The 2,182-nt window shown below is 54.8% G+C and carries 1 rRNA gene; it reads right to left on the reverse strand.

Annotation, left to right across the window (positions count from 1 at the left end):
• Nucleotides 1–2,015: ribosomal RNA gene (locus DBR22_RS19775) — 23S ribosomal RNA — on the reverse strand; the annotation flags it as partial.
• Nucleotides 2,016–2,182 lie beyond the last annotated feature (167 nt).

Consider the following 2,182-nt stretch of genomic DNA (forward strand, 5'->3'; position numbering starts at 1 on the left):
TTTTAGTAAACAGTCGCTTCCCCCTGGTCTCTGCGGCCCCGATCCCCTCCGGACAGCAAGTGTCCATCAAGGTTGGGGCCCCCCTTCTCCCGAAGTTACGGGGGCATTTTGCCGAGTTCCTTAACCATAATTCTCTCGATCGCCTTAGTATTCTCTACCTGATCACCTGTGTCGGTTTGGGGTACGGGCGGCTAAAACCTCGCGTCGATGCTTTTCTCGGCAGCATAGGATCACCAAATCCCCCCAAACGGGGGTCCCATCAGATCTCAGGCATCATGAACGGCGGATTTGCCTACCGTTCGCCCTACATCCTTAGACCGGGACAACCATCGCCCGGCTTGGCTACCTTCCTGCGTCACACCTGTTAATACGCTTGCCTCCCAGGATCAGGTCCCGCGCTCCACCAAAACCCTCACACCACAAGGGTGATCGGGCAGGTCTCGGGCGGTTAGTATCCCCTGTTCAGCATGGGCGGTTTTTCGCCGGTACGGGAATATCAACCCGTTGTCCATCGACTACGCCTGTCGGCCTCGCCTTAGGTCCCGACTTACCCAGGGCAGATTAGCTTGACCCTGGAACCCTTGATCATTCGGCGGACGGGTTTCTCACCCGTCTTTCGCTACTCATGCCTGCATTCTCACTCGTGTAGGCTCCACCGCTGGTTTACACCGCGACTTCACTGCCCACACGACGCTCCCCTACCACTCCAGACGCCTGAACCAACCCAACAAGTGGGCGGCTTGGCTACTATCTGAAATCCACAACTTCGGCGGTGTACTTGAGCCCCGCTACATTGTCGGCGCGGAATCACTTGACCAGTGAGCTATTACGCACTCTTTTAAGGATGGCTGCTTCTAAGCCAACCTCCTGGTTGTCTTCGCAACTCCACATCCTTTCCCACTTAGCACACGCTTAGGGGCCTTAGTTGGTGGTCTGGGCTGTTTCCCTCTCGACTATGAAGCTTATCCCCCACAGTCTCACTGCTGCGCTCTCACTTACCGGCATTCGGAGTTTGGCTGACGTCAGTAACCTTGTAGGGCCCATTAGCCATCCAGTAGCTCTACCTCCGGTAAGAAACACGCAACGCTGCACCTAAATGCATTTCGGGGAGAACCAGCTATCACGAAGTTTGATTGGCCTTTCACCCCTACCCACAGCTCATCCCCTCCATTTTCAACTGAAGTGGGTTCGGTCCTCCACGACGTCTTACCGTCGCTTCAACCTGGCCATGGGTAGATCACTTCGCTTCGGGTCTAGATCACGCCACTGCAACGCCCTATTCAGACTCGCTTTCGCTACGGCTTCCCCACACGGGTTAACCTCGCGACGTAACACTAACTCGCAGGCTCATTCTTCAAAAGGCACGCCGTCACAACTACAAAGGCTGCTCCGACGGATTGTAAGCACACGGTTTCAGGTACTGTTTCACTCCCCTCCCGGGGTACTTTTCACCTTTCCCTCACGGTACTGGTCCGCTATCGGTCATTAGGGAGTATTTAGGCTTATCAGGTGGTCCTGACAGATTCGCACGGGATTTCTCGGGCCCCGTGCTACTTGGGATACTCTCCAGGCGGCACAAAACATTTCGGTTACGGGGCTCACACCCTCTCTGGCCGGCCTTTCAAGACCGTTCACCTATGCCTGCACATCACACCTCACTGTCCCGGCAGAGACAGTACGGAAAGTCCCACAACCCCGACCATGCAACGCCCGCCGGCTATCACACATGGAACGGTTTAGCCTGATCCGCGTTCGCTCGCCACTACTAACGGAATCACTATTGTTTTCTCTTCCTGCGGGTACTGAGATGTTTCACTTCCCCGCGTTCCCTCCACGCACCCTATGTGTTCAGATGCGGGTCACCAGATCACTCGCGCGTCTGGCGGGGTTTCCCCATTCGGACACCCTGGGATCACAGTCCGGTTATCGACTCCCCCAGGCTTATCGCAGATTCCTACGTCCTTCTTCGGCTCCTAATGCCAAGGCATCCACCGTGTGCTCTTAAAAACTTGACCACAAAAGATCAATTACGCTAATTTTCGAGAGAACCATGAAAACCACCCACACCCACAAGGAGTGCAGACAGATCCAGGTTCATATTCTTGGAAATTGCTTCTTATAAAAGATGCTCGCGTCCACTATGTAGTTCTCAAACAACAACCCCATACCACACACCCCACAC

This window comes from Arthrobacter sp. HMWF013, assembly GCF_003061105.1.
Lineage (GTDB): Bacteria > Actinomycetota > Actinomycetes > Actinomycetales > Micrococcaceae > Arthrobacter.